Annotated in this window: 15 protein-coding genes; all 15 read left to right on the forward strand. The window is 55.6% G+C overall.

The window, feature by feature from the left end; genetic code table 11:
- The first annotated feature begins 655 nt into the window (after positions 1-655).
- The 15 genes from rpsB (at position 656) to rnhB (ending at position 15,338) form a co-directional block, all read left to right on the forward strand.
- Positions 656-1,396, forward strand: a complete 741-nt coding sequence (gene rpsB, locus AO242_RS18765) for a 30S ribosomal protein S2 (RefSeq protein ID WP_095093596.1) — start codon at positions 656-658, stop codon at positions 1,394-1,396.
- A gap of 191 nt (positions 1,397-1,587) precedes the next feature.
- Entirely contained in the window at positions 1,588-2,457 is an 870-nt protein-coding gene (tsf, locus tag AO242_RS18770; protein WP_027898811.1) for a translation elongation factor Ts, read from the forward strand.
- Positions 2,458-2,664: 207 nt separating this feature from the next.
- Positions 2,665-3,408 (forward strand): UMP kinase, encoded by a 744-nt coding sequence (gene pyrH / locus AO242_RS18775; protein WP_027898810.1) that lies wholly within the window; start codon positions 2,665-2,667, stop codon positions 3,406-3,408.
- A complete protein-coding gene (gene frr, locus AO242_RS18780; RefSeq protein WP_027898809.1) occupies positions 3,405-3,962 on the forward strand; it encodes a ribosome recycling factor in 558 nt (185 codons plus the stop codon). The genes pyrH and frr overlap by 4 nt, the downstream gene beginning before the upstream one ends.
- Positions 3,963-3,978: 16 nt before the next feature.
- Entirely contained in the window at positions 3,979-4,734 is a 756-nt protein-coding gene (uppS, locus tag AO242_RS18785) for a polyprenyl diphosphate synthase (protein WP_027898808.1), read from the forward strand.
- Positions 4,734-5,549 carry a phosphatidate cytidylyltransferase gene (locus tag AO242_RS18790; RefSeq protein WP_099269917.1) on the forward strand — a complete coding sequence of 272 codons (816 nt, stop codon included), beginning with the start codon at positions 4,734-4,736 and terminating at the stop codon, positions 5,547-5,549. Before uppS ends, AO242_RS18790 begins: the two co-directional genes overlap by 1 nt.
- A complete protein-coding gene (gene ispC / locus AO242_RS18795) occupies positions 5,546-6,736 on the forward strand; it encodes a 1-deoxy-D-xylulose-5-phosphate reductoisomerase (protein ID WP_099269918.1) in 1,191 nt (396 codons plus the stop codon). The genes AO242_RS18790 and ispC overlap by 4 nt, the downstream gene beginning before the upstream one ends.
- Positions 6,737-6,796: 60 nt before the next feature.
- On the forward strand, positions 6,797-8,149 hold the full coding sequence (rseP, locus tag AO242_RS18800) for a sigma E protease regulator RseP (RefSeq protein ID WP_099269919.1): 1,353 nt from the start codon (positions 6,797-6,799) through the stop codon (positions 8,147-8,149).
- A 79-nt stretch (positions 8,150-8,228) separates the two neighbouring features.
- Positions 8,229-10,601 (forward strand): outer membrane protein assembly factor BamA, encoded by a 2,373-nt coding sequence (gene bamA, locus AO242_RS18805; protein WP_099269920.1) that lies wholly within the window; start codon positions 8,229-8,231, stop codon positions 10,599-10,601.
- Positions 10,602-10,646: 45 nt separating this feature from the next.
- Complete coding sequence (locus tag AO242_RS18810; protein ID WP_027898803.1) at positions 10,647-11,150, forward strand: OmpH family outer membrane protein; 504 nt, start codon at positions 10,647-10,649, stop codon at positions 11,148-11,150.
- Positions 11,151-11,153: 3 nt separating this feature from the next.
- Positions 11,154-12,209 (forward strand): UDP-3-O-(3-hydroxymyristoyl)glucosamine N-acyltransferase, encoded by a 1,056-nt coding sequence (gene lpxD / locus AO242_RS18815; RefSeq protein ID WP_099269921.1) that lies wholly within the window; start codon positions 11,154-11,156, stop codon positions 12,207-12,209.
- Positions 12,210-12,320: 111 nt separating this feature from the next.
- Positions 12,321-12,761, forward strand: a complete 441-nt coding sequence (gene fabZ, locus AO242_RS18820; RefSeq protein WP_099269922.1) for a 3-hydroxyacyl-ACP dehydratase FabZ — start codon at positions 12,321-12,323, stop codon at positions 12,759-12,761.
- A complete protein-coding gene (gene lpxA / locus AO242_RS18825; protein ID WP_099269923.1) occupies positions 12,758-13,534 on the forward strand; it encodes an acyl-ACP--UDP-N-acetylglucosamine O-acyltransferase in 777 nt (258 codons plus the stop codon). The genes fabZ and lpxA overlap by 4 nt, the downstream gene beginning before the upstream one ends.
- 2 nt (positions 13,535-13,536) lie before the next feature.
- The gene (gene lpxB, locus AO242_RS18830) at positions 13,537-14,676 is read left to right on the forward strand and encodes a lipid-A-disaccharide synthase (protein WP_099269924.1); all 1,140 of its coding nucleotides are present in this window, start codon (positions 13,537-13,539) and stop codon (positions 14,674-14,676) included.
- Between the two features lie 11 nt (positions 14,677-14,687).
- Positions 14,688-15,338: a ribonuclease HII gene (gene rnhB / locus AO242_RS18835; RefSeq protein WP_099269925.1), complete on the forward strand. Its 651-nt coding sequence runs from the start codon at positions 14,688-14,690 to the stop codon at positions 15,336-15,338.
- Positions 15,339-15,397 lie beyond the last annotated feature (59 nt).

Raw genomic sequence — 15,397 nt, forward strand, 5'->3', positions numbered from 1 at the left:
ATGCCCCGCATCTTTCGATGCGGGGCATTTTCTTAAATCTGAAAGGAGTTGGCTAGGTTTTCACACAGTCTGTACCGGTCCGAGGCGCTACCGCCGTTTTCGCTCTGCTTTTGATCTGCTTTTGATTTTGATCTTAAGCGCCCCTTAAACCACGCCGGCCGGAATTCGATATTGCTGTGTGGGGTGAACCGGCAGGGATGCCGGTTTAGCCGCCTCAGGCCATGGATGGCCGTTGGCGGCGGCCCCACGCAGCAATGTCGGATTACGGGTATGCCGAGCGACAGCGAGGCACCCAGTGGTGGGGCAAGAGCCTTTTGCTTACTTTTGGGCCCAANCCAAAAGTGAGGCGCCGTAAGGGCGCAACCAATATCAGCCGTTATCCCGGTAATGGATATGTACGCAAAAAATCGCCTCCGCATTATTCGTGCTTACACAGGGCTAATGAGTGGGGCAGTAAAGCGCCGTGCAACCTGCATGTAATTCGAGTTCCGTTATCCAGACTTCTATGGTATAAAATGCGCCGCTTTCCGGGGTAAGCCCCGCAAGCACTAACCCACACACGTGTCGACACGATGACCTGGGTGCCCTCGGCTAGAAGCCGCTGGTTGGTCATTGGGATACGTGGAGGCCTAACCCGACTTATCAAGGAACTATCATGTCCCAAGTCAACATGCGCGATATGCTGAAGGCCGGTGTGCACTTCGGTCACCAGACCCGTTACTGGAACCCGAAAATGGGTAAATACATTTTCGGCGCGCGTAACAAGATTCACATTATCAACCTTGAAAAAACCCTGCCTATGTTCAACGAAGCTCTGTCTTTCGTTGAGAAACTGGCTTCGGGCAAAAACAAGATTCTGTTCGTCGGCACCAAGCGTTCCGCTGGCAAGATCGTTGCTGAAGAAGCAGCACGTTGCGGTTCGCCGTACGTCGATCACCGCTGGTTGGGCGGCATGCTGACCAACTTCAAAACCATCCGTCAGTCCATCAAGCGTCTGCGTGACCTTGAAGTTCAGGCTGAAGACGGTACTTTCGCCAAGCTGACCAAGAAAGAGGCGCTGATGCGCACTCGCGATCTGGAAAAGCTGGATCGTAGCCTGGGTGGTATCAAGGACATGGGCGGTCTGCCAGACGCACTGTTCGTTATCGACGTTGATCACGAGCGCATCGCGATCACCGAAGCCAACAAGCTGGGGATCCCGGTTATCGGTGTAGTCGATACCAACAGCAGCCCGGAAGGCGTTGACTACATCATCCCAGGCAACGATGACGCAATCCGCGCTATCCAGCTGTACATGGGTTCGATGGCTGATGCTGTAATCCGCGGTCGCAACAACGTTGCTGGCGGCACCGACGTTTTCGTCGAAGAAGCTCCAGCAGCTGCAGTTGAAGGCTGAGTAATTAACGCCTAGCGTTTACTCAGTACGCAAAAAGGGGGCTTGGCCCCCTTTTTGCCACCTCGAGAACCATGTGTTGGCGTTGTCATGACTTTCTTGTCATGTGCGGCATGCCACCATGGGTTTTCAAGAATTTGAACGCCCGTTCAGGCGGGTGGAATGGTTAAAGACCTGTCCAAGAGGATTTTGAAATGGCAGAGATTACTGCAGCGTTGGTTAAAGAACTGCGCGAGCGCACCGGCGAAGGCATGATGGATTGCAAAAAGGCCTTGACCAAGGCTGGCGGCGACATCGAAAAAGCCATTGATGACATGCGTGCTTCTGGCGCTATCAAGGCTGCCAAGAAAGCAGGCAACGTCGCTGCTGAAGGTGCTATCGCTGTCAAGGTTGCTGAAGATGGCAAGCGCGCTACCATCATCGAAGTCAACTCCCAGACCGACTTCCTGGCCCTGCAAGACGACTTCAAGAACTTCGTCACCAGCAGCCTGGAAAAAGCGTTCGCTGACAAACTGACCGACGCAGCTCCGCTGATCGAAGCTCAGGAAGTCGAGCGTACTGCTCTGGTTGCCAAAGTTGGCGAGAACGTGAACATCCGTCGTCTGGCGAGCATCGAAGGTGACGTGGTCAACGCTTACCTGCACGGCAACAAGATTGGTGTTGTCGTTGTCTTGAAAGGCGGCGACGCTGAACTGGCCAAAGACATCGCTATGCACGTAGCGGCCAGCAACCCTGAGTTCCTGCTGCCTTCGGAAGTTTCTGCCGAAGCGATCGAGCGCGAGAAGGGCGTCTTCCTGCAACTGAACGAAGACAAGATCAAAGGCAAGCCAGCCGAAATCGTTGAGAAAATGGTTGCCGGTCGTATCACCAAGTTCCTGGCTGAAGCCAGCCTTGTTGAGCAGGCTTTCGTCAAGAACCCGGAAGTCAAGGTTGGCGAGCTGGCCAAGAAAGCCGGTGCTGAAATCGTTTCCTTCACTTACTTCAAAGTGGGCGAAGGCATCGACAAGCCAGTTGACAACTTCGCTGAAGAAGTCGCTGCGCAAGTAGCTGCAAGCAAGAAGTAAGACGGTTCACTGACTGTCGTACCCAAGAGGCTGCCCGCTTACGCGCGCAGCCTCTTTGTCAAAAAGGAAAAGGTGTTTGTTTTCCTTGGAGAAGTGGCTTACAAGGCTGCATTCTTCTGACGCTGTCGCAGCGTCAAGCTAGAGTTAGCGCAGGCTTAAAGTGCCCGCACAGATTTTTTTCAGAAAACGCCGCAGGAGAGATTCGCAATGGCTCAGCAGGGCAGTGGTTATCAGGCTCGCTATAAACGCATTCTACTCAAGCTTAGCGGCGAGGCCCTGATGGGCTCCGAAGAGTTCGGAATCGATCCAAAAGTACTGGATCGCATGGCGCTTGAAGTCGGCCAGCTGGTTGGCATAGGCGTCCAGGTCGGACTGGTTATCGGCGGTGGCAACCTGTTCCGTGGTGCCGCACTCAGTGCTGCTGGAATGGACCGTGTCACGGGCGATCACATGGGCATGCTGGCCACTGTGATGAATGCCCTGGCAATGCGTGATGCGCTGGAGCGCGCCAACATTTCTGCCATCGTGATGTCTGCCATTTCGATGGTTGGTGTGACCGATCATTACGATCGCCGCAAAGCCATGCGTCACCTGAGTTCAAAAGAAGTCGTGATTTTCGCGGCAGGTACTGGCAATCCGTTCTTCACCACCGATTCGGCTGCTTGCTTGCGGGCCATTGAAATCGACGCTGACGTTGTCCTCAAGGCAACCAAGGTGGATGGTGTGTACACCGCAGACCCATTCAAAGACCCGCATGCAGAGAAGTTCGATCATCTGACTTACGATGAAGTCCTGGATCGCAAGCTGGGCGTGATGGATCTGACGGCAATCTGTCTGTGCCGCGATCACAAGATGCCACTCCGTGTTTTTAATATGAACAAGCCCGGCGCCCTGCTGAACATCGTACATGGCGGCGCTGAAGGAACCCTGATCGAGGAAGGCGCACAATGATCAACGAAATCAAGAAAGACGCTCAAGAGCGCATGCAGAAATCCCTGGAATCCTTGAGCCATGCATTTGGCCAGATTCGTACCGGCAAGGCTCACCCAAGTATTCTGGGCAGTGTGATGGTGCCTTACTACGGCGCTGATACCCCTTTGAGTGGCGTTGCGAACGTGACTGTCAAAGACTCCCGCACCCTGCAGGTTGTTGCCTTTGAGCGCAACATGCTGGCGGCTGTCGATAAGGCAATCCAGAGCGCTGGTTTGAACCTTAATCCGACTAACCTCGGTGAGTTGCTGCTGATTTCCATGCCGGCGTTGACCGAAGAGACCCGTAAGGGCTTCACCAAACAGGCACGTAGCGCTGCTGAGGATGCTCGCGTCGCTGTGCGTAATATCCGCCGTGATGCATTGGGTGATCTGAAGAAACTGGTCAAGGACAAGGAAATCAGCGAAGACGAAGAGCGTCGTGCTGCTGCAGATATCCAGAAACTGACCGACAAGGCAGAGGCTGACATCGATTCGGCCACCAAGGCAAAAGAAGCAGACCTGATGGCCGTATAAGGTTCGGGGCGCTTTCATGGAAAAGACAAAATCGACCGCGCCGTCATCGGTGCCGCGTCATGTCGCGATCATCATGGATGGTAATAACCGCTGGGCGAAGAAGCGCCTGTTGCCCGGTGTTGCCGGGCATAAAGCGGGCGTGGATGCGGTTCGCGCGGTCATTGAGGTGTGTGCTGAGGCCAAGGTCGAGGTGCTCACGCTTTTTGCGTTTTCCAGTGAAAACTGGCAGCGGCCAGCCGAAGAAGTCGGGGCGTTGATGGAGCTTTTCTTCACGGCCTTGCGCCGTGAAACCAAGCGCCTGAACGAGAACGAGATCAGTTTACGCATCATTGGTGATCGATCCCGTTTTCACCCCGAGCTTCAAGCGGCCATGCGAGAAGCTGAAAACCGCACTGCCGGAAACGATCGGTTTGTCCTGCAGATCGCGGCCAACTACGGTGGTCAGTGGGACATTGCCCAGGCTGCACAGCGACTTGCGCGCGAAGTGCAGGCAGGGCATCTGCGTCCGGATGACATTACGCCTGAATTGCTGCAAACCTGTCTGGCGACCGGTGATTTGCCGTTGCCGGATTTGTGTATTCGTACGGGTGGCGAACACCGCATCAGTAACTTCCTGCTTTGGCAGCTTGCGTATGCCGAGCTGTACTTCTCCGACCTGTTCTGGCCGGACTTCAAACACGATGCCATGCGCGCTGCGCTGGCCGATTTCGCTTCGCGTCAGCGTCGCTTCGGTAAAACGAGCGAGCAGATCGAAGCTGGAGCCCGGGTTTAATGCTCAAACAACGGATTATCACTGCACTTATTCTGCTGCCGATTGCGCTTTGCGGATTTTTCCTGCTTTCCGGGGCCAGCTTCGCCCTGTTCATCGGCGTGGTGGTAACCCTTGGTGCCTGGGAATGGGCGCGTCTCGCCGGTTTCCCCGCTCAGTCGGCGCGCATCGCTTATGCCGCAGTTGTGGCGGCGCTATCGTTTCTTCTCTATCTCATGCCGGGGCTTGCTCCCTGGATTCTGATAGCAGCGGTTATATGGTGGGTGCTGGCAACCTGGCTGGTACTGACCTACCCGGAATCCAGTCGACACTGGTCCAGTGCGATCTGCAAGCTGGCTATCGGTCTGGTGATCCTGCTGCCCGCATGGCAGGGGCTGGTACTGATCAAGCAATGGCCGCTGGGTAACTGGTTGATCCTGTCGGTCATGGTCCTGGTCTGGGGGGCGGATATCGGTGCCTATTTCTCTGGCAAGGCTTTTGGCAAACGCAAGCTGGCGCCGAAAGTCAGCCCGGGCAAAAGCTGGGAGGGAGTGTACGGTGGTTTGCTCACCTGCTTGCTGATCACTGTCGTTGTCGGTGTTGTTCGTGACTGGACTGGATCACAGTTCGTGTTCGGTTTGCTGGGTGCTGCGATTGTTGTGTTTATCTCTGTGGTAGGCGATTTGACTGAAAGCATGTTCAAGCGCCAGTCCGGCATCAAGGACAGCAGTAATCTGCTGCCTGGCCATGGCGGAGTGCTTGATCGTATCGACAGTCTGACGGCTGCTATTCCGGTTTTTGCAGTGCTGCTGTGGGCTGCTGATTGGGGCGTGCTGTGAGTCGTCCTCAACAGGTTACCGTTTTAGGCGCTACCGGCTCGGTCGGTTTGAGTACGCTGGACGTCATTGCTCGTCATCCTGATCTCTATCAGGTATTTGCGTTGACTGGCTTTACCCGGCAAAGCGAGTTGCTGGCACTGTGCATCAAACACACGCCTCGCTTTGCTGTGCTGCCGACCCAGGAGTCTGCGCGCAAGTTGCAGGACGATCTGGCCGCCGCAGGTCTCGATACTCGAGTGCTGGTGGGGGAGAGGGGGCTTTGTGACGTTGCCGCCCACCCACAGGTTGATACCGTGCTGGCTGCGATTGTCGGAGCTGCTGGACTGCGGCCTACCTTGGCGGCTGTCGAGGCAGGCAAGAAAATTCTGCTGGCGAACAAGGAAGCGCTGGTCATGTCCGGCGCGCTGTTCATGCAGGCGGTTCGTCAAAGTGGCGCGGTTCTGCTGCCTATAGATAGCGAACACAACGCGATTTTTCAGTGTCTGCCGCTTGATTACGCGCGCGGGCTGGCGCCGGTTGGTGTGCGACGCATTTTGCTGACTGCGTCGGGTGGTCCGTTTCGCGAGACACCGTTGAGCGAATTGAACGATGTATCTCCTGAGCAAGCCTGCGCTCATCCCAACTGGTCGATGGGGCGCAAGATTTCAGTGGACTCTGCCAGCATGATCAACAAAGGTCTCGAGCTTATTGAGGCTTGCTGGCTATTCGATGCACGGCCGGATCAGATTGAAGTGGTGATTCATCCGCAGAGCGTCATTCATTCGATGGTCGACTATGTCGATGGGTCGGTGCTTGCCCAATTGGGCAATCCGGATATGCGTACGCCGATTGCTCATGCGCTGGCCTGGCCGCAGCGTATTGATTCAGGTGTGGCACCTTTGGACCTGTTCAGCATCGCACGTCTGGACTTTCAGGCACCTGACGAACAGCGCTTCCCGTGTCTGCGTCTGGCGCGGCAAGCTGCCGAGGCTGGCAACAGCGCCCCGGCCACGCTGAACGCAGTAAACGAAGTTGCTGTAGCTGCATTTCTCGATCGGCGCATCCGTTATCCGGAAATCGCGGGTATGATCGACGATGTTTTGAATCTTGAACCCGTTGTGCCGCTTCCTGATCTGGAAGCTGTATTCAGTGCGGATTCAAAAGCGCGCGTTCTGGCCGAGCAATGGCTCAGTCGCAACGGGCGTTAATCGCAGACGCTAGACGGTACTGGCTCGGGGCTTGACCCAGACGGTACCCGGAGAAAGTTGATGAGCGCGCTCTATATGATTGTCGGCACCCTGATTGCGCTGGGTGTGCTGGTTACCTTTCACGAATACGGCCACTTCTGGGTCGCACGGCGTTGTGGCGTCAAGGTTTTACGCTTTTCGGTCGGCTTCGGCACTCCACTGGTTCGTTGGCATGACCGGCAGGGCACCGAATTCGTAATCGCAGCCATCCCGTTGGGTGGCTACGTAAAAATGCTCGATGAGCGTGAAGGTGACGTTCCTCCCGAGCTGGCTGATCAGTCGTTCAATCGCAAATCGGTTTATCAGCGCATAGCCATTGTCAGTGCTGGCCCGATTGCGAACTTTCTTCTGGCAATTTTCTTTTTCTGGATTCTGGCCATGCTGGGCACCCAGCAGGTACGCCCGGTTATCGGTGCAGTCGAGGCTGGCAGTATTGCGCAACAGGCAGGGCTGAGTTCCGGTCAGGAAATTGTTTCTGTGGATGGCGAAGCAACTGCAGGCTGGTCAGCTGTGAATCTGCAACTGGTGCGCCGGCTGGGTGAAAGCGGTACGGTCGCGCTCAAGGTGCGTGAGCCTGGCGCGACGGTCGATACCGCTCACAGCCTCGCTCTGGATAACTGGTTGAAGGGGGCAGAAGAGCCGGACCCGATCAAGTCGTTGGGCATTCGTCCATGGCGTCCGGCACTGCCGCCGGTTCTGGCCGAGCTGGATCCGAAAGGTCCCGCCCAGGCAGCAGGGCTGAAAACCGGTGACAGGCTGGTTGCCCTGGATGGTCGTCCGGTAGAAGAGTGGCAGCAAGTGGTTGATTGGGTGCGCGAGCGCCCTGACGCGAAAATTTCCCTGCGTGTTGAGCGTGACGGTGTACAACTTGATGTGCCGCTGACACTCGCGGCGCGTGGTGAAGGCAAGGCTGCGAGCGGTTATCTGGGGGCTGGCGTCAAAGGTATCGACTGGCCTCCGGATATGCTGCGCGAAGTCAGTTATGGTCCATTAGCCGCTGTGGCCGAGGGCGCCAGCCGTACGTGGACCATGAGCGTATTGACGCTCGATTCACTCAGGAAAATGTTGTTCGGCGAGCTCTCGGTAAAAAACTTGAGTGGACCGATAACCATTGCTAAAGTGGCGGGCGCTTCGGCCCAGTCGGGCATAGGTGATTTCCTGAATTTCCTCGCTTATCTGAGCATAAGCCTGGGAGTCCTGAATTTACTGCCTATTCCAGTGCTGGACGGGGGGCATCTGTTGTTCTATCTGATTGAGTGGGCACGTGGTCGCCCCCTGTCAGAAAGGGTTCAAGGTTGGGGGATTCAGATTGGTATCAGTCTGGTGGTGGGCGTTATGTTGCTCGCACTGGTCAACGATCTGGGTCGACTGTAAAGCTTAGCTTTGCTGAGTTGCGAATCTGCCGCATTTTGCGGCAGTTTGTTTATTGCCAGTTGGAATAAGAAAGGACTTCATGAAACGTCTGCTGCTAACTGCGGTTCTTGCCGTACTGATGATTGCCGAAGTTCACGCCGAGTCCTTCACTATCTCCGATATCCGTGTCAATGGCCTGCAGCGGGTATCCGCGGGCAGTGTATTTGGTGCGTTGCCGCTGAACGTTGGCGAGCAAGCGGATGATGGTCGTCTGGTCGATGCCACTCGCGCACTGTTCAAAACCGGATTCTTCCAGGATATCCAGTTGGGTCGTGACGGCAACGTGCTGGTCATCACCGTCGTCGAGCGTCCATCTGTCGCGAGTATCGAAATCGAAGGCAACAAAGCCATCTCTACTGAAGACCTGATGAAGGGTCTGAAACAGTCGGGTCTGGCTGAAGGCGAAATCTTCCAGCGGGCAACTCTTGAAGGTGTGCGTAACGAACTGCAGCGCCAGTATGTCGCTCAAGGCCGCTATTCGGCTGAAGTTGCGACTGAGGTCGTTGCTCAGCCACGCAACCGGGTTGGTCTGAAGATAAACATCAATGAAGGCACGGTCGCGTCCATCCAGCACATCAACGTGGTGGGTAACAGTGTCTTCCCTGATGAAGACCTGATCGATCTGTTCGAGCTCAAGACCACCAACTGGCTTTCCTTCTTCAAGAACGACGACAAGTACGCCCGGGAAAAACTTTCCGGCGACCTCGAGCGTCTGCGTTCCTACTACCTCGATCGCGGCTATATCAACATGGATATCGCCTCGACTCAGGTCTCGATCACGCCTGACAAGAAAAACGTTTACATCACGGTCAACGTCAATGAAGGCCAGAAATACAGCGTCAAGTCGGTCAAGTTGAGCGGAGACCTCAAGGTTCCCGAAGATCAGGTCAAGTCCTTGCTGCTGGTCAAGCCAGGTCAGGTGTTCTCGCGTAAGGTCATGACCACGACTTCCGAACTGATCACCCGCCGTCTGGGTAACGAAGGCTATACCTTCGCGAACGTCAACGGCGTGCCGACACCTAACGACGAAGATCATACTGTCGACATCACCTTCGTGGTTGATCCAGGCAAGCGTGCTTATGTAAACCGCATCAACTTCCGTGGTAACACCAAGTCTGCCGACGAAGTGCTGCGCCGTGAAATGCGTCAGATGGAAGGCGGCTGGGCTTCGACCTATCTGATCGATCAATCCAAGACTCGTCTGGACCGTCTGGGCTTCTTTAAAGAAGTGAACGTCGAGACGCCTGCCGTACCGGGTACTGACGATCAGGTTGACGTCAACTATGCGGTAGAAGAGCAGGCATCCGGTTCGATCACCGCCAGTGTCGGCTTTGCACAGAGCGCAGGTTTGATCCTCGGTGGTTCGATCAGTCAGAACAACTTCCTCGGTACTGGTAACAAGGTCAGCATTGGTCTGACGCGCAGCGAATATCAAAGCCGTTATAACTTCAGCTACGTCGATCCGTACTGGACCGCTGATGGTGTGAGCCTGGGTTACAACGCGTTCTACCGCACCACCGACTACGATGATCTAGACGTCGACGTCGCAAGTTATGCGGTAGATAGCCTGGGTGCTGGTATCAGCATGGGCTACCCGATCAACGAGACCTCTCGTCTGACTTACGGTCTGACCGTGCAGCAGGACGAAATCAAGACCGGTACCTACACCGTCGACGAAATCTTCGACTTCGTGGACAAGGAAGGCGACAAGTACCTGAACTTCAAGGGCTCTGTCGGCTGGTCCGAATCCACCCTGAACAAAGGTGTGCTGGCGACCCGTGGTCACTCGCAAAGCCTGACATTTGAAACCACTTTGCCGGGTAGCGACCTGTCGTTCTACAAACTGGACTATCGCGCTCAGTACTTCCACCCGATTACCGACAACTACACCTTGCGTCTGCACACTGAGCTGGGTTACGGCGACGGCTACGGTTCGACTTCAGGTCTGCCGTTCTATGAAAACTACTATGCCGGTGGCTTCAACTCGGTTCGTGGTTTCAAGGACAGCACCCTGGGTCCGCGCAGTACGCCTAGCAGTGGTACTCGTCGGGGTACGCTTGCAGACCCGGATCAGGATCCACTTCCGTTCGGTGGCAACGTCCTTGTTCAAGGTGGTGTAGAGGTTATGTTCCCTCTGCCGTTCATCAAGGATCAACGTTCTCTGCGTACCTCTCTGTTCTGGGACGTCGGTAATGTGTTTGACTCGAACTGCGACTCAAACCGCACCCGCAATGGCGAGAAAGTTGAATGTAACAACGTTGATCTGTCCGGTATGGCCAGCTCCGTTGGTGTAGGTGTGACCTGGGTCACCGCGCTCGGTCCATTGAGCTTCGCTTTGGCGATGCCGATCAAGAAACCGGATGACGATTCTGAAACCCAGGTTTTCCAATTTTCCCTTGGTCAGACTTTCTAAGCGTCTGACTTTAGATAACGACAGCGAATTCTGTAGGAGTACATCGTGCGTAAGTTGACTCAATTGGTACTGTTGGCAACCGTTCTCGCAGCAGGCCCGGCTTTTGCCGACATGAAAATTGCCGTTCTGAACTATCAAATGGCTTTGCTGGAATCTGATGCGGCCAAGAAATATGCCGTTGATGCAGAGAAGAAGTTCGGTCCGCAACTGACCAAACTGAAAACTCTGGAAAGCAGCGCGAAGGGCATTCAGGACCGTCTGGTTAGCGGTGGCGACAAAATGGCTCAGCCTGAGCGCGAGCGTCTTGAGCTTGAATTCAAGCAGAAAGCCCGTGACTTCCAGTTCCAGTCCAAGGAGCTGAACGAAGCCAAAGCCGTTGCTGACCGTGAAATGCTCAAGCAACTGAAGCCAAAGCTGGATCAGGCCGTTGAAGAAGTGATCAAGAAAGGTGCATTTGATCTGGTCTTCGAGCGCGGTGCAGTGATTGACGTCAAGCCACAGTATGACGTTACTCGCCAGGTCATCGAGCGCATGAACCAGCTGAAGTAACCTATGACCGCGACTATCAAGCTCGGTCAATTGGCCGAGTTCCTCGGGGCTACGCTACGTGGTGCCGAGGATAAAGAAATTACCGGGCTGGCCACTTTGCAAGAGGCCGGTCCAGGTCAGGTCAGTTTCCTGGCAAATCCGCAGTACCGTAAATTCCTCGTTGATACTCAAGCTTCGGCGTTGCTTTTGAAGCCTGCCGATGCTGATTCATATGCTGGCGATGCGTTGCTGGTGCCGGATCCCTATCTGGCCTACGCACGTATTTCCCATCTGTTCGATCCGAAGCCGAAGGCAACTGCCGGGGTTCATCCGACGGCAGTCGTCGCTGATGATGCGCAGATTGATCCTGCTGCGAGCATCGGCGCGTTTGCTGTGGTTGAGAGCGGGGCGCGAATTGCAGCTGGTGTTACCGTAGGGGCTCAGTGTTTCATTGGAGCCCGTTGCGAAATCGGCGAAGGCGGTTGGCTTGCTCCACGGGTTACGCTTTATCACGATGTACGCATCGGCAAGCGGGTGGTCATTCAGTCAGGTGCTGTCCTGGGGGGCGAGGGCTTCGGTTTCGCCAACGAGAAGGGTATCTGGCAGAAGATTGCCCAGATTGGCGGTGTACTGATCGGTGATGATGTGGAAATTGGCGTAAATACCGCCATTGACCGCGGTGCATTGGCCGATACACGAATTGGCAATGGTGTGAAGCTGGATAACCAGATTCAGATCGCTCACAACGTGCAGATCGGTGATCACACGGCCATGGCGGCTTGTGTGGGTATCTCCGGCAGTACCAAAATCGGCAAGCACTGCATGCTGGCCGGTGGCGTTGGGCTGGTAGGCCATATCGACATTTGTGACGGTGTTTTCATCACCGGCATGACCATGGTGACCCACTCCATTACTGAGCCAGGTTCTTATTCGTCTGGTACGGCAATGCAGCCTGCGGGCGAATGGCGCAAAAGCGCTGCACGTATCCGCAAGCTCGACGACATGGCACGTCGACTGCAAAAGCTGGAAAAGATTGTTGAGGGAGTGACCTCAGGCGTTAATGCTTCATCAGATGGCTGATACTTTTTTCATATCAAGCGTGCACTGCCGATAAATTGCTTCCTTGATTTGCAGAGGAGTGCAGCGCAATTGCCGCGCACTCCCAATCTTGACTACAGGCTTCCCCTCGAAATGATGGACATCAACGAAATTCGTGAATACCTGCCGCACCGCTACCCGTTCCTGTTGGTAGACCGCGTAGTGGCGCTCGATGTCGAGAGCAAAAGTATTCGCGCTTATAAAAACGTCAGCATCAATGAGCCGTTCTTCAACGGCCACTTTCCGGCGCATCCAATCATGCCGGGTGTGTTGATCATTGAAGCGATGGCTCAGGCTGCCGGTATCCTTGGTTTCAAAATGCTGGGTGCCAAGCCTGCCGATGGCACGCTGTATTATTTCGTGGGATCGGACAAATTGCGTTTCCGCCAGCCAGTGCTGCCGGGCGACCAGTTGATTCTTGAAGCGAAGTTCCTCAGCTGCAAGCGTCAGATCTGGAAGTTTGAGTGCAGCGCCTCGGTTGATGGCAAGCCTGTTTGCTCCGCAGAAATTATCTGTGCGGAACGTAAACTATGAGTTTAATTGACCCTCGCGCAATCATCGATCCGACAGCCATCCTGGCTGACGATGTGGAGGTCGGCCCTTGGTCGATCATCGGAGCCGGTGTGGAAATTGGCGAGGGTACAGTGGTTGGGCCTCACGTGATCCTGCGTGGTCCGACCCGGATCGGTAAGCACAATCGCATTTACCAGTTTTCATCGGTAGGCGAGGACACGCCCGATCTCAAGTACAAAGGTGAAGAGACGCGTCTGGTCATTGGCGATCACAACGTGATTCGCGAGGGCGTGACGATTCATCGCGGCACCATCCAGGACCGTGCTGAAACGACGATTGGCGACCACAACCTGATCATGGCCTATGCACACATCGGTCATGACAGTGTTATCGGCAATAACTGCATTCTGGTCAACAACACTGCGTTGGCGGGTCATGTGCACGTTGCGGATTGGGCGATCCTTTCCGGTTTCACCCTTGTCCATCAGTACTGCCACATTGGCGCCCATAGTTTTTCCGGCATGGGTACCGCCATTGGCAAGGACGTTCCTGCGTTTGTTACCGTATTTGGTAACCCTGCCGAAGCCCGGAGCATGAACTTCGAGGGCATGCGTCGTCGCGGCTTCAGTGAAGAGGCTATTCACGCGTTGCGCCGCGCCTACAAAGTAGTTTATCGCCAGGGGCTGACGGTTGATCAGGCCATCGCCGAGCTGGCTGAGCCTGCTGCCCTGTTTCCGGAGGTTGCGGTGTTCCTTGAGTCCATCCAGACTTCGACCCGCGGCATCACCCGCTAATCATGTCCAGCGTATTGCGTGTCGCTTTAGTCGCTGGCGAGGCGTCCGGGGACATTCTCGGATCCGGTCTTATGCGTGCCATCAAGGCTCGTCATCCTCAGGTTGAGTTTATCGGCGTCGGCGGCCCGCTGATGGAAGCCGAAGGTATGGCCTCCTATTTCCCGATGGAACGTCTTTCGGTCATGGGGCTGGTTGAGGTGTTGGGTCGTTTGCGCGAGTTGTTGGCTAAACGCAAGGCGCTGATTCAGACCCTCATCGATCAACAGCCAGATGTTTTTATTGGCATCGATGCGCCGGATTTCACGCTCAATATCGAGCTTCAACTGCGTCGTGCCGGCATCAAGACGGTGCACTACGTCAGCCCGTCGGTGTGGGCGTGGCGGCAGAAGCGCGTCCTCAAGATTCGCGAAGGCTGCGATCTGATGCTGACGTTGCTGCCCTTCGAGGCGCGCTTCTATGAAGAAAAAGGCGTGCCGGTCAAGTTTGTCGGGCATCCGCTGGCTGACACTATCCCGCTGCAGGCGGATCAAGCTGCTGCTCGTGCCGAACTGGGGTTTGGTGATGGTCCGGTTGTTGCGTTGATGCCTGGAAGTCGTGGTGGTGAAGTCGGGCGTCTGGGCAGTTTGTTCTTCGACGCTGCCGAGCGTCTGCTGGCGGTGCGCCCCGAGGTGAGATTTGTCTTGCCGTGCGCGAGCCCCCAGCGTCGCCTGCAGATCGAGCAATTGTTGCAGGATCGCGATTTACCGGTGTCGTTGCTCGACGGTCGCTCTCATGTAGCGCTGGCCGCCTGCGATGCGGTATTGATTGCATCGGGCACGGCGACCCTGGAAGCACTGCTGTACAAGCGCCCCATGGTGGTTGCCTATCGCATGGCACCGCTTACTTTCTGGATACTCAAGCGTCTGGTGAAAAGCCCCTACGTCTCGCTACCCAATCTTCTGGCTCAGCGCCTGTTGGTGCCTGAGCTGTTGCAGGATGAAGCCACTCCTGATGCGTTGGTGCAGCAATTGCTGCCGCTTCTGGATGATGGTCTGGTGCAGACTGCGGGTTTTGACGAAATACACCGGACCTTGCGTCGCGATGCATCCAATCAGGCCGCAGAAGCGGTGTTGAACCTGATTGGTCATTCGCCTTCACTGTGAGTTCGTGTTCAATGCAAATGGGTCTGGATTTCAATCTGGTAGAAGAACTGGTTGCCGGCGTTGATGAGGTGGGTCGCGGTCCGCTTTGTGGTGCTGTGGTGACTGCCGCGGTAATTCTCGACCCGCGTCGCCCGATTCTGGGGCTCAACGATTCAAAGAAGCTGACAGAGGCCAGGCGCGAACTGCTCTTCGATGAAATCTGCGAGAAGGCCCTGTCCTGGCACATTGCCCGGGCAGAAGTCGAAGAAATCGATGAGTTGAACATCCTGCACGCCACTATGCTTGCCATGAAGCGTGCTGTTGAAGGCTTGATGATTACGCCGAAACTGGCCTTGATCGACGGTAATCGTTGCCCGCAATTGTCTGTGCCCAGTGCGCCGGTGGTCCAGGGAGACTCCAAGGTTCCGGCGATTGCCGCCGCGTCCATCCTGGCTAAGGTCAGCCGTGACCGTGAGATGGCTGCCATGGAACTCAAGTATCCTGGTTACGGGATCGGCGGGCACAAGGGTTATCCAACACCTGTGCATCTCGAAGCCCTTGCGCGTCTCGGACCGACGCCGATTCACAGGCGCTCTTTCGGGCCGGTGCGTGCTGCTTACGCTGCGCGGGATGCAATGATCCAGTCGACGATGTCTTCAGCGTCGATTTTCCCATTGAACTGACAGTGGGCTGATGTTTTGCCAAAGGCCCGGTACAATCCGGGCCTTCGTTTTTGTTCTAG

Origin of the sequence: Pseudomonas sp. ICMP 561, from assembly GCF_002699985.1 — a bacterium.
GTDB lineage: Bacteria > Pseudomonadota > Gammaproteobacteria > Pseudomonadales > Pseudomonadaceae > Aquipseudomonas > Aquipseudomonas quasicaspiana.